This is a genomic window from Pseudomonas sp., assembly GCF_036387035.1.
Taxonomy (GTDB): Bacteria; Pseudomonadota; Gammaproteobacteria; order Pseudomonadales; family Pseudomonadaceae; genus Aquipseudomonas.
Window position 1 is genome coordinate 1 of sequence record NZ_DASVUM010000130.1, and the last position, 26,632, is coordinate 26,632.

At 62.2% G+C, this 26,632-nt stretch carries 26 protein-coding genes and 1 pseudogene; 13 read left to right on the forward strand and 14 right to left on the reverse strand.

The features are described 5' to 3' along the window. Positions 1-124, reverse strand: a pseudogene (locus VF672_RS12485) (GlxA family transcriptional regulator); the annotation flags it as partial. Between the two features lie 234 nt (positions 125-358). On the opposite strand from VF672_RS12485, the gene VF672_RS12490 reads away from it, so the two are divergent. The 4 genes from VF672_RS12490 to VF672_RS12505 all read left to right on the forward strand — a co-directional run bounded on the left by VF672_RS12490 (position 359) and on the right by VF672_RS12505 (position 3,551). Next, the gene (locus VF672_RS12490; protein ID WP_331104896.1) at positions 359-883 is read left to right on the forward strand and encodes a GNAT family N-acetyltransferase; all 525 of its coding nucleotides are present in this window, start codon (positions 359-361) and stop codon (positions 881-883) included. A gap of 459 nt (positions 884-1,342) precedes the next feature. After that, positions 1,343-1,696: a hypothetical protein gene (locus VF672_RS12495; protein WP_331104897.1), complete on the forward strand. Its 354-nt coding sequence runs from the start codon at positions 1,343-1,345 to the stop codon at positions 1,694-1,696. A 142-nt stretch (positions 1,697-1,838) separates the two neighbouring features. Further along, positions 1,839-2,321, forward strand: a complete 483-nt coding sequence (locus VF672_RS12500) for a DUF2938 family protein (protein ID WP_331104898.1) — start codon at positions 1,839-1,841, stop codon at positions 2,319-2,321. 168 nt (positions 2,322-2,489) lie between these two features. Further along, the gene (locus tag VF672_RS12505; protein WP_331104899.1) at positions 2,490-3,551 is read left to right on the forward strand and encodes an SDR family oxidoreductase; all 1,062 of its coding nucleotides are present in this window, start codon (positions 2,490-2,492) and stop codon (positions 3,549-3,551) included. Positions 3,552-3,655: 104 nt separating this feature from the next. Here VF672_RS12505 and VF672_RS12510 read toward each other — a convergent pair whose 3' ends face one another. From VF672_RS12510 to VF672_RS12520, 3 genes are read right to left on the reverse strand one after another with little or no spacing between them, the layout of a single operon-like run. After that, on the reverse strand, positions 3,656-3,865 hold the full coding sequence (locus tag VF672_RS12510; protein WP_331104900.1) for a DUF2945 domain-containing protein: 210 nt from the start codon (positions 3,863-3,865) through the stop codon (positions 3,656-3,658). Between the two features lie 16 nt (positions 3,866-3,881). Further along, a complete protein-coding gene (locus VF672_RS12515; RefSeq protein ID WP_331104901.1) occupies positions 3,882-5,732 on the reverse strand; it encodes a glycoside hydrolase family 15 protein in 1,851 nt (616 codons plus the stop codon). Beyond that, positions 5,725-6,525 (reverse strand): glucose 1-dehydrogenase, encoded by an 801-nt coding sequence (locus VF672_RS12520; RefSeq protein ID WP_331104902.1) that lies wholly within the window; start codon positions 6,523-6,525, stop codon positions 5,725-5,727. The genes VF672_RS12515 and VF672_RS12520 overlap by 8 nt, the downstream gene beginning before the upstream one ends. A 347-nt stretch (positions 6,526-6,872) precedes the next feature. On the opposite strand from VF672_RS12520, the gene VF672_RS12525 reads away from it, so the two are divergent. From VF672_RS12525 to VF672_RS12560, 8 genes are all read left to right on the forward strand, one after another. After that, on the forward strand, positions 6,873-9,305 hold the full coding sequence (locus tag VF672_RS12525) for a type VI secretion system Vgr family protein (RefSeq protein WP_331104903.1): 2,433 nt from the start codon (positions 6,873-6,875) through the stop codon (positions 9,303-9,305). Continuing rightward, positions 9,302-10,129, forward strand: coding sequence for a DUF4123 domain-containing protein (locus VF672_RS12530; protein WP_331104904.1), 828 nt, complete (start codon positions 9,302-9,304; stop codon positions 10,127-10,129). Before VF672_RS12525 ends, VF672_RS12530 begins: the two co-directional genes overlap by 4 nt. Next, positions 10,126-10,599, forward strand: a complete 474-nt coding sequence (locus VF672_RS12535; RefSeq protein WP_331104905.1) for a DUF3304 domain-containing protein — start codon at positions 10,126-10,128, stop codon at positions 10,597-10,599. The genes VF672_RS12530 and VF672_RS12535 overlap by 4 nt, the downstream gene beginning before the upstream one ends. A gap of 96 nt (positions 10,600-10,695) precedes the next feature. Next, positions 10,696-11,169 carry a DUF3304 domain-containing protein gene (locus VF672_RS12540; protein ID WP_331104906.1) on the forward strand — a complete coding sequence of 158 codons (474 nt, stop codon included), beginning with the start codon at positions 10,696-10,698 and terminating at the stop codon, positions 11,167-11,169. 13 nt (positions 11,170-11,182) lie between these two features. Then, positions 11,183-13,084, forward strand: coding sequence for a DUF2235 domain-containing protein (locus tag VF672_RS12545; protein WP_331104907.1), 1,902 nt, complete (start codon positions 11,183-11,185; stop codon positions 13,082-13,084). Then, positions 13,081-13,572, forward strand: coding sequence for an META domain-containing protein (locus tag VF672_RS12550; RefSeq protein ID WP_331104908.1), 492 nt, complete (start codon positions 13,081-13,083; stop codon positions 13,570-13,572). The genes VF672_RS12545 and VF672_RS12550 overlap by 4 nt, the downstream gene beginning before the upstream one ends. Then, positions 13,572-15,182 carry a type VI lipase adapter Tla3 domain-containing protein gene (locus VF672_RS12555; protein ID WP_331104909.1) on the forward strand — a complete coding sequence of 537 codons (1,611 nt, stop codon included), beginning with the start codon at positions 13,572-13,574 and terminating at the stop codon, positions 15,180-15,182. Before VF672_RS12550 ends, VF672_RS12555 begins: the two co-directional genes overlap by 1 nt. Positions 15,183-15,435: 253 nt before the next feature. Then, the gene (locus tag VF672_RS12560; RefSeq protein WP_331104910.1) at positions 15,436-16,359 is read left to right on the forward strand and encodes a LysR family transcriptional regulator; all 924 of its coding nucleotides are present in this window, start codon (positions 15,436-15,438) and stop codon (positions 16,357-16,359) included. Positions 16,360-16,451: 92 nt separating this feature from the next. Here VF672_RS12560 and pstB read toward each other — a convergent pair whose 3' ends face one another. From pstB to VF672_RS12600, 8 genes are all read right to left on the reverse strand, one after another. Further along, entirely contained in the window at positions 16,452-17,231 is a 780-nt protein-coding gene (gene pstB / locus VF672_RS12565) for a phosphate ABC transporter ATP-binding protein PstB (RefSeq protein WP_331104911.1), read from the reverse strand. After that, positions 17,231-18,109, reverse strand: coding sequence for a phosphate ABC transporter permease PstA (gene pstA / locus VF672_RS12570; RefSeq protein ID WP_331104912.1), 879 nt, complete (start codon positions 18,107-18,109; stop codon positions 17,231-17,233). Before pstA ends, pstB begins: the two co-directional genes overlap by 1 nt. Then, positions 18,106-19,101, reverse strand: a complete 996-nt coding sequence (gene pstC / locus VF672_RS12575; protein WP_331104913.1) for a phosphate ABC transporter permease subunit PstC — start codon at positions 19,099-19,101, stop codon at positions 18,106-18,108. Before pstC ends, pstA begins: the two co-directional genes overlap by 4 nt. 69 nt (positions 19,102-19,170) lie before the next feature. Continuing rightward, positions 19,171-20,193 (reverse strand): phosphate ABC transporter substrate-binding protein PstS, encoded by a 1,023-nt coding sequence (pstS, locus tag VF672_RS12580; RefSeq protein WP_331104914.1) that lies wholly within the window; start codon positions 20,191-20,193, stop codon positions 19,171-19,173. A gap of 396 nt (positions 20,194-20,589) precedes the next feature. Then, positions 20,590-21,480: a class A beta-lactamase gene (gene bla, locus VF672_RS12585; protein ID WP_331104915.1), complete on the reverse strand. Its 891-nt coding sequence runs from the start codon at positions 21,478-21,480 to the stop codon at positions 20,590-20,592. A 189-nt stretch (positions 21,481-21,669) separates the two neighbouring features. Next, the gene (locus VF672_RS12590; protein WP_331104916.1) at positions 21,670-21,873 is read right to left on the reverse strand and encodes a hypothetical protein; all 204 of its coding nucleotides are present in this window, start codon (positions 21,871-21,873) and stop codon (positions 21,670-21,672) included. Positions 21,874-21,906: 33 nt separating this feature from the next. Beyond that, on the reverse strand, positions 21,907-23,964 hold the full coding sequence (locus VF672_RS12595; RefSeq protein ID WP_331104917.1) for a pyridoxamine 5'-phosphate oxidase family protein: 2,058 nt from the start codon (positions 23,962-23,964) through the stop codon (positions 21,907-21,909). Positions 23,965-23,992: 28 nt separating this feature from the next. Next, complete coding sequence (locus tag VF672_RS12600; protein ID WP_331104918.1) at positions 23,993-24,616, reverse strand: glutathione S-transferase; 624 nt, start codon at positions 24,614-24,616, stop codon at positions 23,993-23,995. Between the two features lie 293 nt (positions 24,617-24,909). Here VF672_RS12600 and VF672_RS12605 point away from each other — a divergent pair, with 293 nt between their 5' ends. After that, positions 24,910-26,202 (forward strand): MFS transporter, encoded by a 1,293-nt coding sequence (locus VF672_RS12605; protein WP_331104919.1) that lies wholly within the window; start codon positions 24,910-24,912, stop codon positions 26,200-26,202. Positions 26,203-26,206: 4 nt separating this feature from the next. On the opposite strand, the gene VF672_RS12610 is transcribed toward VF672_RS12605, so the two are convergent. Continuing rightward, a complete protein-coding gene (locus VF672_RS12610; RefSeq protein ID WP_331104920.1) occupies positions 26,207-26,509 on the reverse strand; it encodes a cyd operon YbgE family protein in 303 nt (100 codons plus the stop codon). Further along, positions 26,499-26,615 (reverse strand): cytochrome bd-I oxidase subunit CydX, encoded by a 117-nt coding sequence (gene cydX, locus VF672_RS12615; protein WP_331104921.1) that lies wholly within the window; start codon positions 26,613-26,615, stop codon positions 26,499-26,501. Before cydX ends, VF672_RS12610 begins: the two co-directional genes overlap by 11 nt. Between the last annotated feature and the right edge of the window lie 17 nt (positions 26,616-26,632).

Genomic DNA, 26,632 nt, shown 5'->3' on the forward strand with positions numbered 1-26,632 from the left:
AGGAGAAGTGTTCAAGCAGCACGAAGCCGGCTCGGGTCTGGGTCGATGGGCTTCGCTTGTCTTCATCCACGTAACGCAGGTTCTTGCCCTTCATGCACCCGCTGAATTCTCGCCGTTCGATCACTGCTGCCTCGCTTTTGCGTCCTGCCCAAGGAGTCGATAGGGGCTGCCGGGTGCGCCCAGCCTGAGGGCGGCTGAACCGGGTTGGCGTCATTCTAGCGGAACGGCGGGGCCATGGACGGTGAAGCGCTTTCGGGGCGAGACCGCTCAATACGGGGTGGACGAAAGCGAATTGAGGTGATAGATCACGGCCTTATCAGCAGCGATTCGCTGTGCACAGTTTGAAGGATGACCCACCATGCCCATGAGCAGTCCTCGCCTGATCTACCGCGCACCTACCCGGCATGACCTCCCCCGCCTGTTCGCCATCTACAGCGACCCGCAAACTCAGCTGTTCAATCCCTCCGGGCCGATGACCGAAGAGGCCCAGGCCAACGCGTTGCTGGAGCGCTGGATCGGGCACTGGGAAATACACGGTTATGGTTGGTGGGCGATCGCGCGCAGGGAAGAACCCGAGCACATCATTGGCTTCGGCGGCATCGCGCTGCATGATTTTCTCGGCGAACAGCGGCTTAATCTGGGCTATCGATTTGCGGTTGAGGCGTGGGGACAGGGTTTCGCTACAGAGGTGGGCAGAACGGCGCTGGAGCACGGATTTTCCAGCTTGAACCTTGATGAGGTGTATGGGTTCGTTAGACCGGCCAACGTTGCGTCGATTCGGGTGCTGGAAAAGATCGGCATGCAGCGCTGCGGCGACCTTGACGACGTGCCCGGACAGGCGCCGAGTCTGTTGTTCAAAACCGTCGTTGCGCCTTCACCGTGAGCAAATCGAAACAGTCGGTTTAGTGGGTGGACTGCATGGGGCAACTGGCGTCCAGTTCATCCCAGGGGTGGGCCGCTTCGCGGGCATAGCCGCACGTGGGCAAATGCACGAAGGTGGCTTCCCTTTCCGTCTCGCTTTGCCTGGCTTTGCAGGCCCTGCACAACACCGTGTGATCACTTAACCGCCAGTGGCTGTTCCACCGTATAAGATCGTCGGTCACCATCATACTTCCCCTGAACATCACTCACGTAACCAGTTGATCCACGTGGCCGTTCAAGGTTTCGTGGCGGCGACCGGTGGCTGATCGGCGGTCATGCGGTGACGCTGATCGATTCGACGATCGGGGCTTCGGGTGACCCCGGGGTTTACTCAACCTTTACCGATCCTAGACCTGGGTTTACACCGATTTGGTGTTTCATACGTCCATGGCGAACCCACTCTTTCGCCAAAGGAGACACCATGATTTCCAAGATGACCCAAGCCCTGATCCTGTCCGGTCTGCTCGCCAGCGCCGGTGCGGCGTCCGCCAGCGAACGCAACGTGATTGTGCCTGTCATCGCCGGAGCCGCCGTCGGTGCCGTACTCGCTGCCGTCATCAGTCAGTCGAACAATGACCGCCATGATCGCTACCAGGATTACCGCCCGCAACCGCGTTATGCGCCGCGCTATCAGCCTCAGTACCAGCCGGTTGCCTATGTGCCGGTGCGTGAGCGGGTCGAGTACCGCCGCTTCGCGCCACCGCCGCCCCGTGGTTACTACGACGGCGGTTACCGCAGGGGCTTTGACCACGGCCGTGGCAACGACCGCTGGTGATTGCCCATGCGCAGCGCTGACAGCCCTGCCTTGCCGTAAGGGTGGGACCTGTCCTTTCGCGCGGCGCCGCTTTTGCTGCCAAAACTGCTAACGTGTCCGGCCCATACTCGCCATCGCTCACTGACAACACGCAGGGACGGACATGTTCGAATTCATTTACCTGGCAATCCTCATCGGCATGGGCGGCACGGCGCTGCTTGATCTCTGGGCGCTGTTGCTCAAGACAGCGCTGGGTTTACCCACCCCGCCCTGGCACCTTGTCGGCCGCTGGTTCGCCGGGATGCCGACGGGGCGGTTCGTTCACGGCAGTGGCATCGGCAATTCCCCACCCATTGCCAGGGAGCTGGCGATCGGCTGGTTCATGCATTACGCCGTCGGCGTTCTCTTCGCTGCGGCACTGTTGTTCATCTGGGGCGTGCAGTGGGCCCACGCGCCGACCTTTCTGCCGGCGCTGATCGTCGGGCTGGTCACCATCGGCGCTGGCTGGTTCATCCTGCAGCCCGGCATGGGCGTTGGCGTGGCGTGCAACAAGGCGCCTAAGCCGAATGTTGCGCGACTGCAGAATGTCGCCGGGCATGTGGTCTTTGCGATCGGCATGTATGGGACTGCGTTGCTGATCGGCTGATCAAACCCCGTGCGGCCCCCGCGTACAACGGTTTACCCCAAGCGGCGCAGCGCGGTGTGGGGGCGCACCGGGGTAATCGCGCTGAACCTATTGGCCGCGATGCCGTTCTCACTCCTGAACGCTGAACCGTTATGAAGCCCGTTCAACTCGATCAATCAGGAGACCCTCATGACTCAAACGGCCTTGGTCGTCGGCGCCAGCGGCATCGTCGGCAGCGCAACCACTCAACTGCTGCTCGATAACGGTTGGCAAGTGGCCGCCCTCTCCCGCCGCCCTTCGCAAACACCGGGCGTCATCCCCGTCGCGGCAGACCTGCAAGACCCGGCATCGGTCAAGCAGGCCCTCGCGGACCTCAAACCCAGCCACGTTTTCATTACCACCTGGTCACGTCAGGCCACCGAGGCCGAAAACATTCGCGTCAACGCTGCCATGGTGCGCAACGTGCTGGAGGCCTTGAGCCCGGCCAAGAGCGTCCAGCATGTGGCACTGGTCACGGGCTTGAAGCATTACCTCGGCCCGTTCGAAGCCTACGGCAAAGGCACGCTGCCGCAGACGCCGTTCCGCGAGTCTCAGGGGCGGCTGGACATCGAGAACTTTTATTACGCCCAGGAAGATGAAGTGTTCGCCGCCGCCGAACGCGACGGCTTCACCTGGAGCGTGCACCGTCCACACACCGTCACCGGCGTCGCGGTGGGTAATGCGATGAACATGGCGACCACCCTGGCGGTGTATGCGTCGATCTGTAAAGCCACCGGCCGCCCGTTCGTGTTCCCCGGCTCCCGCGTGCAGTGGGACAGCCTCACGGACATCACCGATGCACGGCAACTGGCCAAACAGCAGCTGTGGGCGGCGACCACCCCGGCGGCGGCAAACCAGGCGTTCAATATCACCAACGGCGACGTGTTTCGCTGGAAGTGGATGTGGGGCCAGATCGCCGGGTACTTCGGTCTGCACCCTGCGGCCTTCCCGGAAAAGGTGTCACCGCTGGAAGAGCAAATGGCCAACGACCAGGGCGCATGGGACGACCTCGTGCAGGCTCACGGTTTGAAAGAGGCCGACATCACTCGCCTGATTTCGCCGTGGCACAGCGATGCCGATCTGGGTCGCCCCATCGAAGTGGTGACCGACATGTCGAAGAGCCGGGCCTTGGGCTTCACTGCCTTCCAGGCCAGCGACCAGGCCTTCTTCGACGTGTTCGATACGCTGCGGGCTCAGCGCCTGATTCCTTGATCGGCTGACCCGTACACAAAAAAACGCAGCGATGAGGGTGTTCATCGCTGCGTTTTTTGTTTCCGATCGCTGTGCCGTCAAAGAAAGCCCCTGGGCAAGCACATTCAAGCCTTCTCCAGCGCGTCCTCCTTGTGCATCGCCAGGTGGCCGGTCTTGTCGCTCTTGACCTCGTATTGCGGTGCGTCCGTCGAGGCATGGCGATGGCGGCCCATGAACTCGACCTCTTTGGTGTGCACTTTGGTGACCTTGCCGAGGATGTGCCCGGCTTCGGAATTCCAGCGCACGTGATCACCGACCTTGAATGCATGAGCCATGGCTCTTCTCCTGTTTTCAGGGCTGCCAGAGGGTCTGGCCGCCTTCGAGCTTGCGATCCAGAAAACTCGCCGCACTGATCAGCGCCAGGTGGCTAAGGGCTTGCGGCGTGTTGCCCAAATGATGGCCGTGGGCGTCGAACTCTTCGGCGTACAGGCCCACCGGGTTGGCGTAGCGCAGCAATTGCTCGAACTCCAGGTGAGCCTCTTCCACCCGCCCGGCACGGGCCAGGCATTCGACGTACCAGAACGAACAGGCGACGAACGCACCTTCTTTACCGCCGAGGCCGTCGTGGTAGTCATCGTCATTGCGGTAGCGGTACACCATGCCGTCGCGCACCAGCGCGCCTTCGATGGCGTCCAGGGTTTTGAGCCACTTGGGGTCGCTGGCGCCGACAAACCGCACCAGCGGCATCAGCAGCATCGACGCGTCCAGGTTTTTGCTGCCCTTGTGCTGGACGAAATGGCCAAGGTCGGCGTCCCAGAAGTTCTCCCAGATGTCGTCGTGGATGGCCTGACGCTCCTTGTCCCAGCGCTCGAATGGCGCCGGCAGCGAACGTTTCATCGACAGACGCAGCGCGCGGTCCAGGGCGACCCAGCACATCAGCCGAGAGTGAAGAAAATGCTGGTCCTCGCCGCGCATTTCCCAGATCCCGACATCCTTGTTGCGCCAGGTGCCGCACAGATCGTCGACCAGCCGGGTGACGTTCTTCCAGCCCTCGTGGGAAATGGCCTCGCCGTACTTGTTGGCCAGGTACACCGCGTCGAGCAGTTCGCCGTAGATGTCCAGTTGGGTCTGCTTGTAGGCCTCGTTGCCGATGCGCACCGGCGACGCGCCGCCGTATCCGGCGAGATGATCCAGCGTCTCTTCCGGCAGTTCCTCGCGGCCGTCGAGCGCATAAAGAATGCCCAGCTTGTTGGCGTCCTCACAGCAGTCGCCCATGCGGTCGCGCACCCAGTGCATGAAGGCGTTGGCTTCATCGGTGTAACCCAGGCGCATGAACGCGTACACGGTGAATGACGCGTCGCGAATCCACGTGTAGCGGTAGTCCCAGTTACGCTCGCCGCCCTCTTCTTCCGGCAGCCCGAAAGTCGCCGCCGCGACAATGCCGCCGTGCTTGCGCGAGGTCAGCAGCTTGAGGGCGAGGGCCGAGCGGTTGACCACTTCGCGCCAGCGCCCGCGGTAGTTGGAATGCCGACTCCAGTTCTGCCAGTACTTCACCGTGCTCTTGAGATCGCAATCGCATTGGGTCGCCTTGACCAGCGGATCCTCGGCGCCGCCCAGCATGAACTCGACGACATCGCCCTGTTTCATCTCGAACTCGGCCACCGCGGCCTGGCCTTCAAGCTTCAGTGCGGTGGTCGCCGCCAGACGCAGCGCCGGCTGGCCATCGGCGTCGAACCGCACGTCCTCGCCGTCCATCTGCGCGGTCGTGTCAGCGCGGCTGTAATCGTGCCGCACCCGGCACAGCATGCGCACTGCGGTCTGGCCGTGACGAACATGGATCCGGCGAATCAGGCGCGGCAGGTTGTCGACTTCCGAGGCGATGGGCATCAGGTCAGTGACTTCAACCACCGCGTCTTTGGCAATCCAGCGGGTCATCAGCACATTGGTTTGCGGCAGATACAACTGCTGGCGGCGGGCGTCCGGCAGGATCGGCGCCAGTTGGAAAATCCCGGCGTCAGGCGTGTCCAGCAGCGCGGTGAAAATGCTCGGGCTGTCGAAATCGGGCCAGCAGCAAAAGTCGATGCTGCCGGTGTCGGCGACCAGCGCCGCGCTGCGCATGTCGCCGATGATGCCGTGGTCTTCAATAGCGTTCTGCGGTTCTGGCCGGGTGTGATCGTCCGCCGTCGGCGTGTCTTCAGCCATTATTACGGAACTCCGGGTAAAGGCTCATCCCGCCATCGATGAACAGGGTCGTCCCATGCACATAGTCCGACGCATCCGAGGCCAGCCAGACGATGGCGTTCGCCACATCATCGGCCTCGCCCACCCGGCCGTACGGGATCAGCTCCAGCAGCTTTTTCTCCGCATCGCCGCTGGTGGCCTTGGTGTTGATCGCGGTGCGAATCGCTCCCGGCGCGATGCTGTTGACGCGGATGCGCTGCTCGCCGACTTCCTGGGCAATGCTGCGCATCAGCAGATCGACGCCGCCTTTTGAGGCCGCGTAATTGACATGGCCGGCCCAGGGGATGAGCTGATGCACCGAACTCATGTGGATGATCTTGCCGCGCGCACGCGACACGTCAGGGCGAATGTCCTGTTTGGCGAACTGCCGCAAGGCGGCGCGCGCGCAGAGAAACTGGCCCGTCAGGTTGACGTTGATGACGGTGTTCCAGTCTTTCAGGGTCATCTCGGCGATGGCGGCATCTTTCTGCAGGCCGGAGTTGGCGACGAGGATGTCCAGCCGACCGAACGCCTTCAGCGTCTCGGCAAACAGCTTCTCTACCTCCTCCTCGTTGGACACGTCGGCGCCGACCGCAATGGCCTGGCCCCCGGCATCGATAATGTCTTGCGCGAGCTTTTCTGCGGGTTCGGGTTGCGAGTGGTAGTTGATAACCACCGCCGCGCCGGACGCCGCCAGCCCCTTGGCCGCGCCGGCTCCCAGACCTGAGCTGGCGCCCGTGACGAGCGCGACCTGGCCTTTCAAGGAAATCTGCATGGAATGTCGAGCCTCATGGTGAGCGTTTTAATGCTGACTCACGGGGTTCTGCCGAAGTTCATCGGGATACCTGGATTGGAGGGTTCATTGGAATGCGGTGTGCAGATATGAAACCGACAGGACAAGTTCTCTAAAACCTTTAATGAGGAACGGTTTGTAAGGGAAGTCCCCTCGGCGAACCCGATCCCGCCTACGCCACGCCCAGAATCGGACTACATCCGCGCCTTGCTCGGGATGGTTGACTGCTGCCCGACTCTCGTCATCCCGCAATTCCTTGCATGGACGCAATGAACCCGATATCGCCTGCCTGCTGATCCCTCGGTCAGCGCGCAAGCGCAGGAGACCGCATGCCCAACACACTCGCCGAAATTTTCTCGCCGCAGAACCGCCGCCTGATCACCCTAAAGACCGCCCTTTGCGGCGAACAGGAATTGCTCCTCGATTCATTCACCGGCCGCGAAGCGCTGTCAGAATTGTTTACCTACGAACTGGAACTGCTTGCACTGGACGCACACATCGAGCTCAAGTCGCTGATCGGCACGACGGCGCAGTTGCAGGTCGAACTGGCGGACGGCGGGGCTCGCGTCATTGACGGCTGCATCAGCCGCTTCAGCATGATCAGCAGTGATGGCGGGCTGTGTCGCTACTCTGCGACGTTAAGCCCATGGGTATGGTTGCTGAGCCAGCGTCAGGATTCGCGGATATTTCAAGAGAAAACCGTCGAAGAGACTCTTCGCGCGGTGTTCGCCGCTTACGGCGCAGTTGCATGCTTCGAATTTCGCCTGTTCCACGAACTGAAGCCGCATAGCTATATCACTCAGTATTTCGAAAGCGATCTCGATTTCATTCTGCGCGTGCTTGAACACGAAGGGCTGCTGTTCTACTTCGAGCACGATGCGGACGGGCACCGGCTGGTGGTCACCGACCGCTCACGGGAACTGACCGAATTGCCGGAGCAGCCGCGCATTCGTTACCACCGCGCATCGGTCACCGAAACTGAAGACGCGATCACCCGATGGAGCGCCCACCGGCACCTGCAGTCCACCCGCATCAGCCTGCAGACCAACGATTACAAGCAGCCCGCCAACGCACTGCCGGTGAGCATGAACAGCCTCAATCGGCAGGGTGACGTGCTGCCATTGGAAATCTACGACCGTACCCAACCCTACTCCCATGGCGACTACCTGGCGGGCGAAGCGCTGCTGCGCCGGCGCATCGAAGCCCACGAGAGCACGGGCAAAAGCTTTACCGGCGCCAGCAACTGCCGCAGCTTGCGCGCGGGCTTCACCTTCGAGCTGACCGAGCACTTCGACCACGACCAGGACACAAGGGAGGAACGCCAGTTCCTGCTGCTGAGCGTTGAGCACGAAGGCCGAAACAATTACCGGTCCGCCAATCCCGCCGAGTACAGCAACACCTTCAGCTGCATTCGCCGCACGATCCCCTTTCGCCCGATGCTGACCGTGCCGCGACCGGTCATCAGCGGGCCGTTGACGGCGGTGGTGGTCGGGCCAGAAACCGAGGAAGTATTCACCGACGAGCTGGGACGGGTTCGTGTGCGCTTTCACTGGCAACGTCGTGTCGAAACCCCGGACAAGGCGGTGCGCGAGGACGCCGAAGACACCGCCTGGCTGCGCGTCGCGATGCCCAGCGCCGGCACCGGGTTCGGTCATCAGTTCGTGCCGCGTATCGGGCAGGAAGTCTTGGTGCAGCACGTCGCCGGTGATGTGGACCGGCCGGTGGTGACCGGCGTGATGTACAACGGCACCCACGCCCATCCTTATTTCAGCGGCGAGCCGGGCTTGCCTGGCAACAAGGCGCTGTCAGGCATCAAGAGCCGCGAGCACAGCGGCCGGGGCTACAACGAGCTACTGTTCGACGACACGAGCGGCGAACTGCGGACCCGCCTGGCGAGCACCCAACACGCCACCGCGCTGAACATGGGCAAACTGACCACCCCACGCGTGCGGGGCAGCGCCAGCCCCCGTGGCGAAGGGGCTGAGTTGCGCACCGACGCGGCCATCGCCTTGCGCGCGGCCCAGGGCATGTTGCTTACGACCTATGCACGCACCCAGGCCAACGGCGCGCAACTGGACCGGCGCGAGCTCCTCGACTTGCTGGCCGAATGCGGGGAACTGTTCAAGGCGCTCGGGCAGACGGCCGGTGCACAAGGCAGCCAGCCTGTCGACGAACGAGGCTTCGACGGTTTGCAGCAATCCTTGAGGCAATGGCCTGAACCGGACAGCGCTCAGTCCGGTGATCCCGTTCTGGCGATGGCCGCTGTCGCCGGGACAGTCAGCGCAACGCCCGCCTCGCACCTGCAGGTGGCCGGGGAAAACCACGACACCCTCGCCCGCCGCCATGTGCAAGTCACCAGCGGACAAGCAACGCGCATCAATGCCGGACAAGGCATCGCCCTGTTTGCCGAGGATCACGGCATCAGCGCCATCGCCAATCGCGGCGCGGTGCGGGTTCAGGCGCAGAACGCCGATATCGCCCTGACCGCGCAGCAAAACGTGCAGATCAGCGCGCAGCAGGGCGAGGTGGTGATCAGCGCGCCCAGCCTGCGGTTTGTCGCCGACGACGGCAGCTACATCAGGATCGGCGGCGGCATCGAGATGGGCACCCAAGCCAAGGTCGTGACCCATGCCAGCGCTTATCACTGGGTGGGCCCGAAAACCGATCGGGCGTCGGTGGCGATGCCGCCGCCTGGCGACCCGATCTGCTTGAAGTGCCTGCTCAAGGCCGCGCTGAGCGGCGCCGCCGAGGTGACCCTGTGAACGCGCTGCCCAGATCCTACACCGCTCTGGTCGAAGCGAAAGCGCTGAACAGCGTGATCTTGCTCGACGGCGCCATGCAGCAACGGCTCGGCGAACGACTGGCGCGGGACCCTGACGGCGCGGTGTCGCTGTTCGCCGACTATTCCAGGGCGGCCCAATCCCTCGGGCCTTGGTTGATGATTCCGGAGCGTGCCGCAACGCTGGGCATCGATGGCTGCGCACGCGGGGTCAACTGGCTGGCGAGCGCCCTGCCGATGGACGCGGTGCGCGAGCATTTGCTGCACTGGATGCGCAGCCCGGACCCGACCGTGCGGGCCTGGCTGCGCCTCGCCGATGGTCGTGCGCTGACAGCGCTGATGGGCGTATGGCGTCACAGCCAGCGCACCGCATTTTGCCAGCCCTGGCAAGCGTGGTGTTTCGGCGACCGCAACGGCATGGGCCGGCTGCTCGCTCTGCCCGACAAGCTGGAAATATTGACCCCCGTGTCGACGGCGCTTGATGCCGCGCAGCAGCAACGCGTGCACCTGGCGACGACGGCAGACCGGCTGATCCATGAGCTCAAGACCACGGTTGCTCTGCACGCCTCGATCAAGGGCTGTCGCGAAACCCGCCATGCCACGGTGCAGGGTGTGCTGTCCCAAGCGGCCGCTGCGGGGTATGCGGTTGAAAATGACCTTGGCCAGTTTGTGGTGTGGGCGTTGCGTACCGGCGCTACAGCGGCGCAGCGCTGTGCGGGATTGACCGCGGTCGAGTTGCAATTGACCGGCGCTGCATTGGCCAAGTCGCTTGGGGAGGACATGGGGCCAGAGAAGGCGACCCCGTGAAGCGCGTGCCGTTGGGGGTGTTTTGGGGGGTGACCGTGGCGCTGATCGGGCTGGCTCGGTGGGCGCTGATGCCGCCTTCGGAGCCTGTGTCGACGACGCGGTATTTCGGCAGCAGCGTGACGCCGATGGATCACGACATGAGCGATACGTTCGTGCGTCCGGTCTACGTGGATGGCCATTGGGTGGGTGAAGCTGGAACAGGTGGGAGCACGGTTGCAGGGGGTCTCAGCCTTCCAGCGCCTTGGCATCCCGGGCTGACCGTCCGCGTTAAATGGAGGCGCTGTGAACCCTATGGGAAAAATTGCAGGTGGAAAGAAAAGCATGTGCTGGTTCATCCGTACGATCATTCCGGCGGTACGAATCTGCATATTTTAGAGAATGATGACGTATTGATAATACCCAGCATGTTGTTCCCCAACCACCCTGATTATCCAGGACCTCATTACCCCCAAAAAGACTTTTACTACTGAAAGGAATACTCCTATGAGCAACCACGGATTGCTGGTTTCAAACCATCATGTTAGGCACGCCAGGAATCTCCGCATCTGGTGTCACGGACCTAGATCATGAAAAGAATCAACCTTGGCATGTTTCTGGGTGGGGCTGTCATATTAATTGCAGTTAGCAACTATGCGAAATACCCACGACCTGAGCCAGTTATCAAGAAACTGTCTTTCGGGAGTAGTGTCACGCCCATGGATCACGACATGAGCGATACGTTTGTGCGGCCGGTTTATGTTGATGGCCACTGGGTAGGTGCTGCTGGAACCGGAGGTAGCACGGTTGCCGGGGCTCTCAGCCTTCCTGCGCCTTGGCATCCAGGGCTAACGGTCCGCGTTAAATGGAGGCGCTGTGAACCCTATGGCAAAAATTGCAGGTGGAATGAAAAGCATGTCTTGGTTCATCCGTACGACTACACCGCGCGAACCTGGCTACATATTTTAGAGAACGATGATGTGTTGATTATCCCCAGCGGGATGTGGCCTCGCCATGATGACTATCCGGGTCCCAAGTTCCCGCAAAAGAATTTCTATAAATAAATGGAATGACATAATGAACAACCTCAGCTGGCGCCCATCGGACGCGCCGAAATCTCATTTGATTTTCCCGAAGCTATTCCCCCCCACAAAGAAGTTCCCATGCAGATTGAAAGCAAGTTTCTCAATCTATTTTGATGGCACTAGAAACAGCAAGGACGAGGACAAACCCAGCAGATCTCATAGCAACGTCGCGAGGCTTTTCGAACTTACTTTGGATAACGAACAAGAGTGCAAATACCGTCTTTATATTCAGGGTGTCGGAACACGCTTCCCCGAAATCGGTGAGCCCGAGCCACACCCGGACGGAGCCAAAGACGGCACTATGGGCGACCGCCGCATCCGTTATGCAATGTTGTTTGTCGCAAACAACGTGGCGTTCATTGTGGGAAATCAGTACCTCGTGGCGGAAGACTCTAAATCCATCACCCACGCCGTCAAAAACGACAACCTGATCCCCCGATGGCGTGACCAGATCACCACGATGCTGGTCCCCCGCGTCGGCGGCCCAAAAATAGACGAGATCACCCTCGACCTGTTCGGCTTCTCCCGAGGCGCTACCGCCGCGCGCTCTTTCCTCAATCAACTGCTAAAGCACTTCGGCAACAACGACAGCACCTTTTGCGGCGTCCCGCTGCGCGTGCGATTCATGGGTTTGTTCGACACCGTGGCCTCGGTTGGTCTTGCCGATGCTTACCCGCTGCCGGTAGACGGCCATCAGTTTTGGGGCGATCAGTCGCTGCTGACCATCCCACCGTGCGTGGAGCAGTGCGTACACATGGTCGCTGCCCACGAAAACCGCGCCTCTTTCCCGGTGGACTTGATTCGCGCCGGCGATACCTACTCACCCAATTGCCTGGAGATCGTCTACCCCGGTATGCACGCTGATGTCGGTGGCGGTTACGGTCCCAGAGATCAGGGTAAAGGTACCCAACAAGCCGATGGCAGCGTGCGTCATTCCACTGCGGACAAGCTGTCGCAAATCCCGCTCAACGATATGTATGAACGGGCGCTTAAAGCCGGCGTGCCTTTGATTAGCCTCGACAAAAAAGCGCGCGGCGATCTGTCGGACGACTTCGCCATCAGTCCCGAACTCCAGGACAGCTTCGACACCTACATGTCGCAGCTCACCGCCCAGCAAACCGGCGCCCCGGTCACTCAGCATTTTCTGGCTCACCGCAAGCTCTACCTGGGTTGGCGCAAGCAGGTCATCGCTGACGAGCATTTCTGTCAGTTGTCATTCGTTCGCGCCAGTGGCGATCAGGAGCGGGTGGACATGATCGAGGCCAATCGGCAGCTGCGTCACCGCGTCGAAGCATTTACTCACGACACCCAGCGGCAGAAATACCTCGAAAAACTGCAGTACAGCCTGGCCTCGCCCCTGGAAAAAGGTTTTCACCTGGAATGGCGTCACGCCCCTGCCCTGCACCCCGAGGTGGGGCTGTTTCTTGAGCAGTACGTGCATGACTCCCGCGCGCATTTCATGCTCACCGATCCGCAGACCGAGGACGAACGTCGGGTGTTGTTAGCGTCGCTGGAACGTCAGGACCATGAGTACCAGCAAGCGATGAACGTGTGGCGCGCTCAGCAAAAGGCTGACGAGCGCGCCGTAATGCAGGGCAAATCCGTGGTCCCGACCGTTCCTCCTCGTGACCCATTGAGTGGACCGGGACGGGAGATGTTGCGCCTGCACCGCGCCGGCCAGGCGGTCATCTTCAGCGATGCCACACCCGGCACGAGCGTGGACGGCTTGAACGACTTGCGCGACCTGCTCAACCGCTACTCCGGCCGCCGCGAAGACTGGAGTTACCTGCGCCTGCGACAGGTGTTCGCCGGCGCACGGGTGCACTACGCGCCCTACGCCCCACCGGCCGCCAAACCAAGACGATCCATCGTTGACCTCAGGAGAAGCGCATGAACCACAAAGGACTGTTGCTAGGATTCTTCCTCACGCTGGCCGCCTTGATGGCCTGCCTAGCAGGCTGCCAAAAAGAGCCGGAACCGGCGCCGGATAAATCCCGACCGCTGCAAACCACCGTCTGGAAACTCGCTCAACTGGACCTGGGCGGAACGCCCTATGCCCTTACCGATATTCCCCAGGAGAGCCATGTGGGTTTCGTGATCTTCAAGGCCGAGGACCAGACGCTGATCGGCTTCGCCGGCTGCCAGCAAGTCGACGGCCGCTACCGCGTCGAGGGCGAGCGACTTTACGTAGAGGGCATCACACTGACCGGTTCGCGCTGTCACAACCCGCGTTTCGATCACGTCGGTGATCGCTTCGCCCAGGCATTGCGTGGCGTGACCACGTATCGCCTGGCCAGCGACGACGCTCGTCTGGAGCTGATGACCGATGGCAGCGTCACCGCCGTGCTGCTGTTCCGCCAGCCAGAGAAGGACATGTGGTGATGGACGTTCAAGCCCCCAAAAATGGACGACCGGTGATCAAGACCCGGCGCGAGATCAATCAGCATGAGTTCCTCTGGCCTCGAGGCTATCTTCGTGTGCTCGCGTTGCTGATCGGCCTGTGGCTCGCCTTTCTCTACGCAGTGGCACGCAGTGTGGCTGCCAACGGATCGCCAATGCCAGACCTGCAGCATTGGGTCTGGGAAGGCTGTATCGGGATCGCCTTCGCGCTTGCCTTCCTCTTCTTAGCCCATAGCTTGATCAAGCTCATGCTGTGCGAGCGTCGCTACGACGCAGAGCGTCTGGCCCATCAGCAGTGGTTAAACAGCGAAGCCCAACGGGTCTTCAGCCTTGAAATTCAAGGCACCGGCTTGGGCATGCATGGCATTACGCTGAAGCGGATATGGACCTCGCTGAGCAATGGCGAGCAGACAGTCCCCTTCGCGCCCACCGCATCGCCCCATGACTACACCACCCGGGACTGGCTCTTCCCGCTTCGACGCGCCGCGTTTCGCGGTTCCGCCGCCCACGCCGTGACGTTCTGGCCGATCCCGACCTTCGTGGTCGGCTCACTGCGCCCGGCCCACGAACAGGTCAGCGCTGCCTGGATGATCAATGAGGGGCGCAACGCCGCCGTTCTCGGGCAGACCCAGTTCGTGGCGCAGTTCGCCGAGCGGGGTGACAAAACCCAGGCCATGATCGAGAAGCTGTTTGCCTTCATGGAGAAGCATCGTGGGGTGCCGCAGGCCCTGCTGGTCAGCGACGAGGAAGGCGGCGCGGCTCGCACCGGCGCGTCCCCCGTGGCAAACACCGCCGCGATGTTGCTGAGCAACCGCGTGTCAGGACTGGAGCGTAGCTCCGTCGACACCCCTACTGGCGAGGCATTCATGCGAACGGCGCCGGGCAGGCTGTGGACCTTCTTCTGGCAGACGGACAAGGCCTATGCGGCGGAGTATCAGCAGCGTCGAACGGCTGCGAGCGAGCCACCCGTGATCATCCCGAGGACAATGCCGACCGAGTATTGGCACGCGCACCTCCCCGATTTTATGAGCACTTATGAAGACGACGGCCCCTACTTCGAGCCAAGCCTGTGGCGGCCGGTGCGCTGGGGAAGGTTCCAGCTGGAAGCATACAAGTCCGCTCCGGTGCTGGGTTATCTGCATCGGCCGATCAAGGTCGCTATGCCAAAGACCGCGAGCGATCCAGCGTCGAGGCATAGCCTCGGTTTGTTTGAGGACGGCTGGATACACGCGCTGAACACCCTGCCCGTGGGCGAACGACCGGTGCGGGTGTTCTACGACAGCCGCCAGCAGGGATTTAAAACCATGCTCATGCAGGCACTGGGGGTTTTGGTTGGCAAGGCCGGGGTTGCCGAGGAGCCACCCCTGGAGATGTACGACTTGGGCATGCGCGTAGGCGTAACCGGCGTCGGCAGCACGTTGCTGCTGCTGAATGTCGCCACCGAGGCCAGTTATCAAAGCGGCGGTATTAGCGCGGTGGTGTATGTCGGTGAAGATCAAAGCATCACGGTGCAGATGGTGCGTCCGCCCGATGCCGACCGTAAAAAGCAAAACCAGCGTAATGCCGAAGCGGCTGAGGCTGGCCAAACATGAGCGGCGCGCAGAGTCAGTGGCAAGGGCTTCAGCCGGGTCAGCGTCAGCCATCACACCCTGAACCCATCGCCCCCCCGGACTGGCCCCTTCCCGGCTGAAGCCAGTCCCACTATTAGATAGAACGCGTATACCCCGCAGCCCTGACGTCAGCCGAGAAGGCTGGACGTCGGGCGACCGCGCTCCATAAACTGCGCGCATCATGCGACAGGCCTTTCACAGCGGGGTGACGAATGTCGGGCATTGGGGAAGATCTATGAATCGCAATGAGCTGCGCAAGGCCGACATCAATCTGATGGTGGTGTTCGAGACCTTGATGCAAGAGCGCAACGTGACCCGCGCCGCCGAGAAACTGTTCCTCGGTCAACCCACCATCAGCGCAGCCCTCAACCGCCTGCGGGCGTTATTCAATGATCCACTGTTCATCCGCGTCGGCCATCGCATGGAGCCGACCGCGCGGGCCAACGAGATCATCAGTCACCTGTCACCGGCGCTGGACGCGATGTCCGTGGCCTTGAGCCTCACTCGGGAATTCGACCCGGCCAGCAGTGACATGACCTTCCGCATCGGCCTGTCCGATGACGTCGAATACAGCCTGCTGCCGCCGATGCTGCGTGCAATTCGCAAGGAAGCGCCGGGCATCGTGCTGGTGATCAAGCAGGTCAATTTCTGGAACGTGTCGGAGCTGCTCATGTCCGGCGACATCACCGTCGGCGTCTGCCTGACCCGCGAGCTGCCGGCCAATGCCAAACGCAAAATGTTGCGCACCGTGCAGCCGATGGTGGTGCGGGCAGACTCGTCGCCAGACCCGATCACCTTGGACGAATACTGCACGCGGCCCCACGTCGTGGTGTCCCACGTGGCGAACATTTCGAGTTTCGCGGATGACTGGCTGGCGGCGATCGGACGCAAGCGGACCGCCGTGTTGTCGGTGCCGCAATACAGCACGTTGCCGGCGTTGATGGAAGGCACGGACCTGCTGTGCAACCTGCCGGATCACCTGACGCTGGCAATGAGCCGAACCGGTCTGCGCGGCGAGCCACTGCCGTTCATGACGCCGAACCTTGACCTGTCCATGGTCTGGCTCAGCGTGATGGACACCGACCCCGCCGAACGCTGGCTGCGCAAGCGGCTGGAGGAGTTCATGGGGGATTCAAGCGCTCCGGGCCCCGCGCGATAGCGCCCGACGCGTTCCCGGCTGAAGCCGGTCCTACTAACCAGCGACCAGATGTAGGACCGGCTTTAGCCGGAAGACCCCAGCAATATTCCCCATCAGCCAAAACGACCGGTGATGTAGTCCTCGGTCTGGGTCTTGGAGGGTTTGGTGAAAATGGTGTCGGTGTCGCCGTGTTCGATCAGTTCGCCCATGAACATGAACGCGGTGTAATCCGAGCAGCGCGCCGCCTGTTGCATGTTGTGGGTCACGATGATCACGGTGAACTGCTCTTTGAGTTCGGTGATCAGCTGTTCGATGCGGCCGGTGGAGATCGGGTCCAGCGCTGAGGTCGGCTCGTCCAGCAGCAGCACTTGCGGGCGCAGCGCGATGGTGCGGGCGATGCACAGCCGCTGTTGCTGACCGCCGGACAGGCTCTGCGCGCTCTGCTTGAGCTTGTCTTTGACTTCGTCCCACAACGCGGCCCCGCGCAGGGCCTGCTCGACGCGCTCTTCCATCTCGCGACGGGAGAGCTTTTCGTGGTGACGCACCGCGTAGGCAATGTTGTCGAATATCGACATCGGGAACGGCACCGGCTTCTGGAACACCATGCCCACATGGCTGCGCAGGCGGTTCATCGAATAGCCCGGCGCCAGGATGTTCTCGCCGTTGAGGATCACCTCGCCCTTGGCTTCCTGCTTCGGGTACATCGAGTAGATGCGGTTGAAGACGCGCAGCAGCGTCGACTTGCCGCAGCCCGACGGGCCGATGATCGCGGTGATGCGCTTCTCGGGGATGACCATGTCCACCGACTTCAGCGACCGCTGGCCGCCGTAAAAAAAGTCGAGACCGCGTACCTGGATTTTGGTTTTTTCGTCGGCGAGGGAAAGGTTGTTCATCAGGACGCCCTATTGCGCAAAAGGAGAAGACGGGAACTGAGGCTCAGTACCAGTACAAACAAGGTCAGAATCAAGGCGCCGGCCCAGGCCAGGGAATGCCAGTCATCGAACGGGCTCATCGCGTACTGGAAGATCACCACGGGAACGCTTGCGATCGGTTTGAGCAGGTCGCTGCTCCAGAATTGATTGCCGAAAGCGGTGAACAACAGCGGCGCGGTTTCGCCGGTGATGCGCGCCAGCGCCAGGAGGATGCCGGTCACCACGCCGGCCTTGGCCGCACGCAGGACAATCTGCAGGGTCAGCTTCCATTGCGGCACACCCAGCGCCAATGCGGCTTCGCGCATGGTCGAGGGTTGCAGCTGGAGCATTTCATCGGTGGTCCGCACCACCACCGGAATCACCAGCAGCGCGAGGGCGAGGGCCCCGGCGAAGGCGGAGAAGCCGACCTGGTGGTTGGTCACGGCGCTGAGCGGCAAGATCACCGCGGTGTACACGAACAGGCCCAGCACGATGGACGGTGCCGACAGCAGGATGTCGTTGATGAAGCGCACGGCGTTGCCGAGCTTGGTGTGTCGGGCAAATTCAGCGAGCCAGATACCGGCCATCAAGCCGATCGGCGTGCCGATCAGCAGGCCGATGCCGGACATCAGAAAACTGCCGTAGAACGCGTTGGCCAGGCCGCCCGAGGAGCCCGGTGGCGGGGTCATCTCGGTGAACAGCCGCAGGTTCAATGCTTCAAAGCCGTTGATGACCGTTGTCAGCAGGATCCACACCAGCCACAACAGACCGAAGGCCGTCGCGCCGCAACTGAGGACCATCGCGATCATGTTCTTGATCGCGCGGGCGCGGTACAGGTTTTCGTTATCGGCCTTACTCATAGACCCTCCTTGCGCGACAGACGAGAGAGCATCAGACGGGCGATGGCCAGCACGATGAACGTGACGATAAACAGCAGGAAGCCCAGCGCGATCAGCGAAGAACGGTGCAGGTCGGTGTAGGCCTCGCTGAACTCGTTGGCGATCACCGAGGCGATCGAGCTGCTGGGCATCATCAGCGATGCGGAGAACTGGTGAGCGTTGCCGAGTACGAAGGTCACCGCCATCGTCTCACCCAAGGCGCGGCCCAGACCCAGAAAGACGCCGCCGACCACCGCCGAGCGGGTGTACGGCAGGACGATGTCCCAGACCACTTCCCAGGTCGTGCCGCCCAGTGCGTACGCCGATTCCTTAAGGGCGATGGGCACGCTGCGGAACACTTCGGTCATGACCGAGGTGATGAAGGGCGTGATCATGATCGCCAGCACGATACCGGCCGTCAGCATGCCGATGCCCAGGGGCGGACCCTGAAAGACCGGGCCGATCAGTGGCAGCGCGCCGAGGTTGTCGTTGATCCACGGGGCCATGTACTGCGCCATGAACGGGCCGAACACGAACAGGCCCCACATGCCATAGATGATCGAAGGAATGCCTGCCAGCAGTTCCACTGCCGAGGCGATGGGCATGCGCAGCCAGGGCGGTGCGACTTCAGTCAGAAAAATCGCGATGCCGAAGCTCACCGGAACGGCGATCAGCAGCGCAAGAAAGGAGGTCACCAGGGTGCCGTAGATCGGGACCAACGCGCCAAAGTGGCCGTTGACCGCATCCCATTCGGTGCTGGTAAGAAATTCGAAGCCAAAGGTCTTGAACGCCAGGGCACCGCCCCAGAGTGTCGAGCCGGCGATGCTCGCCAGCAACAGCAGCACCAACAGAGCCGCTCCCAGCATCGTGCGCCGAAACCAGGCGTCGTGTCGGTGATCGCGGGCCGCGCGTTTATCGCTCTCGGATATTGCATCCGGAATCACAGCGGACAGGTATTGGGTGTTCTCAGTCATGGTAGGTCCACTCGCAAGGAAACCCTGTCACCGAGCGCTCGGTGACAGGGGTTAGCCGGATACGTCGAGTTACTTGGCGAACTCGGTTTTCCAGTAGTCTTCGATCTTGCTGACCAGCGACGCAGGCAGAGGTACGTATTCGAGTTTTTCAGCCGAGGTCTGGCCTTTTTCCAGGGACCATTTGAAGAAGTCGAAAGCGGCCTTGCTCTTCTCGGCGTTTTTCGGCTGCTTGTACATGATGATCCAGGTGGTCGCGGTGATCGGCCATGCGGTCTCGCCCGGGGCGTTGGTCATGATCAGATTGAAGTCTTTGGCGTTGGCCCAGTCAGCCGTATCAGCCGCCGCGGCGAAGGCCTTGGCGTCAGGCTTGATGAACTTGCCGGCAGCGTTTTGCAGCTGGGTGTAAGCAATTTTGTTCTGGGTGGCGTAGGAGTACTCGACGTAACCGATCGAACCCTTGATCTGTTTTACGTAGGCAGAAACACCTTCGTTACCCTTGCCACCCACGCCCACTGGCCATTGAACGGCCGAGCCGGTGGCCGGGCCCGATTTCCAGGCGTCGCTGACTTTGGTCAGGTAGCTGGTGAAGTTGAACGAAGTGCCCGAACCGTCCGAACGGTGAACGACGGTGATGGCGGTGGCCGGCAGGTCTTTGCCGCCCTTGTTCAGTTCGACGATTGCAGGGTCGTTCCACTTGGTGATTTTGCCCTGGAATATGTCAGCCAGTACCTGACCGCTCAGCTTCAAGTCATTGGCTTCAAAGCCTTCCAGGTTGACGATCGGCACGATGCCGCCGATCACGCTCGGGAACTGGCCCAGGCCGCCGGCCTTGAGGTCATCAGCCGACATCGGGGCGTCGGAGGCGCCGAAGTCCACGGTTGCTGCCTTGATCTGAGCGATACCGCCGCCCGAACCGATCGACTGGTAGTTGATACGGTTGTCGGCCGCTTTGCTGTATTCCTGCGACCACTGGGAGATAACCGGGAATACGAAACTCGAACCAGCGCCAGTGACATCCACGGCATGTGCCATACCCGACAGGCACATAGAAGCCAGTAGAAGCGACAGGCGTTTTTTAGTCAGCAGAATCACGGCAATACCTCAGCAGGAGAATTTGTGTGTGTGGTCACAGTTACCGACCCGAGGCAGATTTAAAACTGGAAACATTTCTGTTTGATGACAGTCCTGAGACTGGGCGTAAAAACGGAGATCTCCGGCAGCCTTTTCCCAGGCTCTGTAAGCGTGAGGTACCCGGTTTCGCTGGCTGGGACTGAGGTTGTCTAGCGACAGGAGAATTAATGTCAATGCGCCACACATTCCGCGCCGAAGCAGACGTTTGGTAGCAATTTTGTACCGTGCGGGCGCGCCAGGCCCGGCGCGGGGCCGAATCGACAATTGGCTGATGTTCAGCCAGACGCTTTCATCGCAGGCAATGTGTATCGAGACTTTGCAACACGGTCCGATGACGTCGCAGTCGGCCGCTGACGCTTACACCGAAGCGGCCAGGCGTCCGATATCCGCCATCAGCGCATTGATCTGCTCACTGCTGGCCTTCGAGCCCGTGTAATAGGCCGTCAGTAGAATAGGTGGCCGGTCGCCGGGCCACATGACGGCGATATCATTGCTCGCGTTGTTGGCACCCGAACCGGTTTTGTCGCCGACACGCCAGTTGCCGGGGACACCGGCGCGCAGCTTCTTGTCACCGGTCTGATTGTTCACCAGCCAGGCCGTCAACTGATCGCGGGACGGCAGCGTCAGTTCGTCGCCCAGCACCAGGGTGTTCAACGTGTGGAGGATGGCGACGGGCGTGGTGGTGTCGCGCAGGTCACCCGGCCGGTTTTCGTTCAGCTCGGGCTCGCGCCGGTCGAGTCGCGTCTGCGTGTCGCCGATCGACCGCAGCCACGCCGTCAGCCCCTCGGGACCGCCGAGGCTGTCGAGCAGCAGATTGGCGGCGGTGTTGTCGCTCAGCGTCAGGGCCGCCTCGCACAATGAACCGACGCTCAGCCCTTGTCCCCCCACGTGCAGCTCGGTGGTCGGTGAATACGGCACCAGTTGCTCAGAGGCATAAACGATGCGCCGCGCAAGGTCTTCCTGCCGCTGGTCGACCCGCGCCAGCACACGGGCTGCGGCCAGGCATTTGAACGTGCTGCACAGGGCGAAGCGTTCATCGCCACGGTGGCTGATCAGGCGTTGGCTGGCGGTGTCCAGGATGGCAACACCCAGTCGTCCGCCGTGACGACGTTCGAGGTCGGCCAGTCGCTGCTGGATGACCCGCTCGGAGGCCTGCTCGGCACGCGGCGCGGACGCTAATGAAGACAGGCTGAAAAAAGTGGGGACAGCCAGCAAAGAGGCGCCGATCAGGGTTCTGCGGGTGATCAAAATGAACGTCCTTGTGAAGGGCAACGAGCGCCGCACGGATCATGGCCACTCCCCCACCGGGAGACAAGCCCCCGGTTAGCCGCCGTGTCCGACGGGCCAACCGGCGCCCATGATCGGGCCAGACGCCGTTTCATTACAACCGTTGCGTCTGCTGCGTCGGGCAACGTCATGCTTGCCTCACCGTTGCCGTTATCGCAGCCGACCCGATACGGACACCAAACGCACCCAACTGATCAACCGCAGGGTGGCGGGATGCTCGACGTGCTCATGGCTCGCCGCCAGCTCGCCCGCCAGGGACGCCAGCGACTGCGGCAGCAACCAGGAAATTTCCTGCTCGGTCGCCGGATAGGGCATCGGGGCTTCATCTTTCTCGGACGCTGGCCATGGGTTCATCGCCGTCTCTCCCGCACATGCATGGATGGATGGTTAAAGATCAAGCACCAGCGGCCCTGAAGCCGGGACTGCGCAGCAGATCAACACGTGGTCCGGCGCCGGCCTTTCAGCGGGCGGGACCGGGTAATGCACCTGGCCGCTGATGAGCCGGGTCTTGCAGGTTCCGCAAGAGCCGCCACGACAGCTGAACTCCGGGCTCAGCCCTCGACTTTCGGCCAACACCAGCAAGCTGCCACTGTCGGGCTGCCAGCGCGCTTCCTTGGCCGAGCGTTCGAACAGCACCGGCACCGCTTCCGTTGCCGCCGGTGGCTGCTCAAAGGCAACCACCGCTGAGTCGCCGCTGCGCGTCAGGCTGGACGGGCCGAAAGTCTCCGCATGAATCCGCTCGTCGCGAATGTGCAGACCGCGCAGGCCGTCGTATATCTCTTGGGTAAAGGCGGCCGGGCCGCACACATAGAAATCGAAATCATCGAACGGCAGCAGCGCCTTGAGCAGGTCGAGGTCAATGCGGCCCTGCAGCTGAAAGTCCTCACCCACACGCGCCGACGTTTCCGGCTGGCTCAGCACGCGAACCGCCGTCAACTGGTCGCCTGCCCTGGCGATGAGTGTGTCCACTTCTTCGCGAAATGCCAGGTCGGCCAGACGACGTGCACTCTGGATGAACCACGTCGCCCGCCCTCCCCGCACCCGTTTTCCTTCGTAGATGACTTCCCGCAGCATCGACAGCATGGGCGTGACGCCGATGCCCGCACCCAGCAACACCAACGGCCGACGCTCTTGCGGATCCACCACAAAGCTGCCTTGGGGCGCCCGCGCCTGGAGCAGGTCGCCGACGTGGACCTGATCATGCAGGTACGCCGAGGCCAGACCGTCGCGCTTGACGCTGATGCGCAGGAACCCGTCGGACGGCGCGCTGGACAGGCTGTAGGTGCGGATCAGCGGCGGCGCGCCAGCCTCGAGCGAGAGGCGCAGCGGCAGGTGCTGGCCGGCCTTGAACCCGGGTAACCCCGCGCCATCGGCAGGCTCGAAGTAGAACGAACGGATGCCGTCGCTCTCGTCTTCGATGCGCGTCACCCGCAGCGGCCTCCATTGATCGCGCAAGGCATCGGCCTGCAAGCGCGCGGCGGTCTGCTGCCAGTCGCCGGTCATCAGGCTGTTGGGCGACCATCCCTGGAATTCCCAGCGCGAGCGCAACGCCCCCGGCCGCCGCACCACCTGCTCTACCCGCACCTGCCAGAGCCGTTCGGCGCCTTGAAACGCGGCGATTTCCGGCCCCTCAAGGATCAGCGTCACGGTGCCTGCGATGTGCAGCAGTTCGCCGCTCTGGAAATCGATGAACAACAGACCTGCCTTGGGATTGAGCTCGAAGTTGCCCAGCGTATTGAAATGCAGGTTGCCGGCGAAATCCGGGACGGTCAGCACGTCGCCTTCCACCCGCACGAACCCGGCCTGGCCGCCACGGTGGGACACGTCAACGGACCGATGGGGCTGAGGGCCGTCGAGGTCGACATAACTGGCGACGAAGAAGGTATCGGCGCCACGGACGGTGGCGATCGCGGCGTCATCCAGTGCGGCCGATCGCTGCGCCGGGGGGCGCTGCGCCACGGTCTGCAGCGGCACCTGCTTGAGGGCCCGCAGCTGAATGTACTGAGGGCAATTGCCGAACGCATGCTCCACGCCCACGGAGAAACCGCTGTCCCACACGTCGCTGATGTGGCCGTTGATGCGGTTGCGACGGCGGGTGTGCAGGTCGATGCCGAGCATGCCCACGGCGGCGCCCGGACCAAACCCGGCGGCGACCGGGTCCTCGGCATCGGGACGCCGGGTGATGTCCAGACGCCTCGCATCGGGGGACTGGATGAAACCCGGCGGGCCATCCAGCAGGCTCGCCCACGGCCGGCCGTCGGTGTCCACGGCGCCAACGATGAGGTACGGCAGATGCTCGTAGAACTCACGGTGCTGATCGGGCATGTAGTCACGGATGACCCGTTTGCCCAGGGTTTCCATACGCTCCGCAACGCCGACCTTAGCCTGCAGGACGCGTTCGCCGGAATGCCATGGCGATGCTGTTTGAGTGCGAATTTCGTTCATGGCGCGAACTCCCGGGGATCACTGAGGGTTACTTGACCAGCCCTGCCGCCGTGCGCGGCATTGGCACGAAGCCCGGCAGTTGCTCGATGCGTGACAGCCACGCCCGCACATTCGCGTAGTCGTCCAGCGCCACGTTGCCTTCAGGCGCGTGGGCGATGTAGCTGTAGGCGGCGACATCAGCGATGGTGGGGTGATCGCTGGCGAGGTATTCGCGTCCGTTCAGGTGCTGATCAATCACCCGCAACGCGTCGTGAGCACGCTGGATCGTGTCTTGCGGGTCAAAGCCGGCGCCGAATACGGTGATCAGACGCGCCCGCGCCGGGCCCAGATAAATCGCGCCGGACGCGGCGGACAACCAGCGCTGCACCTGTGCCGCGCCGTCGGGATCATTTGGCAACCAGCGGCCGGACGGGTCGTACTTCTTCGCCAGGTAAACAAGGATAGCGGTTGAATCGGCGACGATGACGCCGTTGTCGTCAATCACCGGCACTTGGCCAAAGGCGTTGACCGCGAGAAAAGCCGGCGCCTTCTGTTCGCCCTTCGCGAGATCAACGAATTCAATCTGCGGCTCGAGCCCCAGCAGCGACAGCATCAGCTCGGCGCGATGAGAGTGGCCGGACAGCGGGAAGTGATAGAGCGTGATGGCAGTCATGACGTGGGCTCCTGAAGACGAGGGAATCAACTCAGCGTGGGGCGGCGGTGCCGCCTTCGTGTGCCGCGCTGGTGAACCGATAGTGGGCCCGACCGCCGGATTGGGGAATGACCAGAAAAAGCAATCCACTGTTTCAGTAACTGAAATGCCGACCGCAGTAAGTCGAGCTACCGAGGTGAATGTCTGGCCTCTGCGTAACATTCGGAAATATCCGCTTGACGGAGCCCTGACGGCTGAGCGTTCATATTGAAGTACAGCCATCATCCAACTGCCTTGTTCTCTGGTGAATACCCATGGTTTCGTCCGTTCTGGCGGCTTCTCTGTCGCGCCGTCGCATTCACTACAGCTGGGTCATCCTGGCGGTGACGTTCCTGACCATGCTGGTCATGGCCGGCGCAGTCGGCGCACCCGGGGTGTTCATTCGCCCGTTGCAGGCGGAGTTCGGCTGGGACACCGCCGAGATTTCTTCGGCGCTGGCCATACGCTTTGCCCTGTTCGGTCTGGTCGGGCCGTTCGCCGCCGCGTTCATGAACCACTTCGGTGTGCGCAAGGTGGTGCTGACTGCACTGACGCTGGTGGCCAGCGGCCTGGTGGTCTCGCTGTTCATGACGCAGTTCTGGCAACTGGTGGTGCTGTGGGGCGTGGTGGTCGGGTTCGGCACGGGGCTGACGGCGATGGTGCTCGGCGCCACCGTTGCGACGCGCTGGTTCTCCACGCGTCGCGGGCTGGCGATGGGCTTGCTGTCGGCCAGCTCCGCCACCGGCCAACTGGTGTTCATGCCGTTGCTGGCGAATCTGACGGAGCATTTCGGCTGGCGCACGGCGCTGGCATGCATCTGCACGGCCATCGTAATCGCCGGTGTCGCGGTGCTGGCGTTGATGCGCAACCGCCCTGCCGATCTGCAATTGCCACTCTACGGCGACGAAGACGTGCAACCCGTTGCCGCGAGTACCCAGACTTTCCTTCAGCTCTTGATCACGCCGCTGCGAGTGCTGCGCGACGTGTCGAAGACCTGGACGTTCTGGGTGCTGTTCATGACGTTTTTCATCTGCGGGGCCAGCACCAACGGCCTGATCCAGACGCACTTCATCAGTCTGTGCGGCGATTACGGCCTGGCTGCGACCACGGCAGCCGGGATGCTGGCGGTGATGGGGATCTTCGACTTTTTCGGCACCATCGGGTCCGGCTGGCTGTCGGACCGGTTCGATAATCGCTGGCTGCTGTTCTGGTACTACGGCTTTCGCGGCGTGTCACTGGTGCTGCTGCCGTTCCTGGATTTCACCGTGTTCGGGCTGTCGGTGTTCGCCCTGCTGTACGGTCTGGACTGGATCGCCACGGTCCCGCCAACGGTAAAACTCACCGCCCAGCGATTTGGCGCAGAGCGCGCCAACATAGTGTTTGGCTGGGTGTTTGCGGGGCATCAGTTGGGCGCTGCCTTCGCCGCCTTCGGTGCCGGATGGACACGCACGCATTTCGCCACCTACCTGCCGGCGTTTTTCATCTCCGGCCTGCTGTGCGCGATTGCTGCGCTGATTGCGCTGTCCATCGTGCCGGCGGTGAAGACGGCCAAGGCTGCAACTCTGTGAATGCCTAGAGCCACTGACGGGCCGTGAGCCACATCCCGAAACCCAGGGCCATCAGCGTCCAGGCCAGCAGCGGGTGAAACACCAACCGCCAGGCCATCGCCCGCGGCGCGAAACCGACGCCGTGAACGAACCCACCGGCCACGCCCCACATGATCAGCATCAGCAGACCGTGGGAGTAATGGCCGTGGGCGTCAAGCATCGAGGCGGGGTGGATCAACAGCACCAGACTCAGCGGCACCGCCATCAGCAGGGAAAGCGCCCGGCCGATGGCGTGCCTGAACGGCGCACCGAGCGCTTCAACGGTCACGGTTGCTTTCCAGCGCAGCGGCGTCGGATGCCTCCAGCCATAACGCGTTGATGATGCCGAAGCTGCAGGCCAGCAACACGCCGAGAATCCAGGCGAAATACCACATAGTTGTCTCTCCTCTAA

What these genes read in the sequence shown, in the direction of transcription:
- VF672_RS12490 (WP_331104896.1), top strand. Translation starts at nt 359, where the DNA reads ATGCCCATGAGCAGTCCTCGCCTGATCTACCGCGCACCTACCCGGCAT.
- VF672_RS12495 (WP_331104897.1), top strand. Translation starts at nt 1,343, where the DNA reads ATGATTTCCAAGATGACCCAAGCCCTGATCCTGTCCGGTCTGCTCGCC.
- VF672_RS12500 (WP_331104898.1), top strand. Translation starts at nt 1,839, where the DNA reads ATGTTCGAATTCATTTACCTGGCAATCCTCATCGGCATGGGCGGCACG.
- VF672_RS12505 (WP_331104899.1), top strand. Translation starts at nt 2,490, where the DNA reads ATGACTCAAACGGCCTTGGTCGTCGGCGCCAGCGGCATCGTCGGCAGC.
- VF672_RS12510 (WP_331104900.1), bottom strand. Translation starts at nt 3,865, where the DNA reads ATGGCTCATGCATTCAAGGTCGGTGATCACGTGCGCTGGAATTCCGAA.
- VF672_RS12515 (WP_331104901.1), bottom strand. Translation starts at nt 5,732, where the DNA reads ATGGCTGAAGACACGCCGACGGCGGACGATCACACCCGGCCAGAACCG.
- VF672_RS12520 (WP_331104902.1), bottom strand. Translation starts at nt 6,525, where the DNA reads ATGCAGATTTCCTTGAAAGGCCAGGTCGCGCTCGTCACGGGCGCCAGC.
- VF672_RS12525 (WP_331104903.1), top strand. Translation starts at nt 6,873, where the DNA reads ATGCCCAACACACTCGCCGAAATTTTCTCGCCGCAGAACCGCCGCCTG.
- VF672_RS12540 (WP_331104906.1), top strand. Translation starts at nt 10,696, where the DNA reads ATGAAAAGAATCAACCTTGGCATGTTTCTGGGTGGGGCTGTCATATTA.
- VF672_RS12545 (WP_331104907.1), top strand. Translation starts at nt 11,183, where the DNA reads ATGAACAACCTCAGCTGGCGCCCATCGGACGCGCCGAAATCTCATTTG.
- VF672_RS12550 (WP_331104908.1), top strand. Translation starts at nt 13,081, where the DNA reads ATGAACCACAAAGGACTGTTGCTAGGATTCTTCCTCACGCTGGCCGCC.
- VF672_RS12555 (WP_331104909.1), top strand. Translation starts at nt 13,572, where the DNA reads ATGGACGTTCAAGCCCCCAAAAATGGACGACCGGTGATCAAGACCCGG.
- VF672_RS12560 (WP_331104910.1), top strand. Translation starts at nt 15,436, where the DNA reads ATGAATCGCAATGAGCTGCGCAAGGCCGACATCAATCTGATGGTGGTG.
- pstB (WP_331104911.1), bottom strand. Translation starts at nt 17,231, where the DNA reads ATGAACAACCTTTCCCTCGCCGACGAAAAAACCAAAATCCAGGTACGC.
- pstA (WP_331104912.1), bottom strand. Translation starts at nt 18,109, where the DNA reads ATGAGTAAGGCCGATAACGAAAACCTGTACCGCGCCCGCGCGATCAAG.
- pstC (WP_331104913.1), bottom strand. Translation starts at nt 19,101, where the DNA reads ATGACTGAGAACACCCAATACCTGTCCGCTGTGATTCCGGATGCAATA.
- VF672_RS12590 (WP_331104916.1), bottom strand. Translation starts at nt 21,873, where the DNA reads ATGAACCCATGGCCAGCGTCCGAGAAAGATGAAGCCCCGATGCCCTAT.
- VF672_RS12595 (WP_331104917.1), bottom strand. Translation starts at nt 23,964, where the DNA reads ATGAACGAAATTCGCACTCAAACAGCATCGCCATGGCATTCCGGCGAA.
- VF672_RS12600 (WP_331104918.1), bottom strand. Translation starts at nt 24,616, where the DNA reads ATGACTGCCATCACGCTCTATCACTTCCCGCTGTCCGGCCACTCTCAT.
- VF672_RS12605 (WP_331104919.1), top strand. Translation starts at nt 24,910, where the DNA reads ATGGTTTCGTCCGTTCTGGCGGCTTCTCTGTCGCGCCGTCGCATTCAC.
- cydX (WP_331104921.1), bottom strand. Translation starts at nt 26,615, where the DNA reads ATGTGGTATTTCGCCTGGATTCTCGGCGTGTTGCTGGCCTGCAGCTTC.